Here is a 251-nt window from a genome sequence, read left to right on the forward strand (position 1 = left end):
TCATAACAGCCATGACAAACCACGCAGCGGTTATCGAGTACAGGCTTTACATGCTGAAGAAATTCGGCGCCATCACCACTATTAGCGTCAACAATACGCGCTTGTGTTTTTTCGGGACCAAACAGTTCGTTATAATGAGCATTTCCTAGGTAGGCACAGCCACTTAAAATAATCAGTACAAATGTACTTATAATGATCTTTTTCATTACTCTGCCTCATCGCCCAAATCGAACGTGGGCATCATATCAACT

The 251-nt window shown here is 42.2% G+C and carries 1 protein-coding gene; it reads right to left on the reverse strand.

From position 1 onward, the window contains the following. The coding region (locus AAEY72_RS15725) for a hypothetical protein (protein ID WP_352311564.1) at window positions 1-206 on the reverse strand (206 nt) is incomplete at its 3' end. Window positions 207-251 lie beyond the last annotated feature (45 nt).

Origin of the sequence: Psychrobacter sp. W2-37-MNA-CIBAN-0211 (assembly GCF_040309405.1) — a bacterium.
Lineage (GTDB): Bacteria > Pseudomonadota > Gammaproteobacteria > Pseudomonadales > Moraxellaceae > Psychrobacter > Psychrobacter glaciei.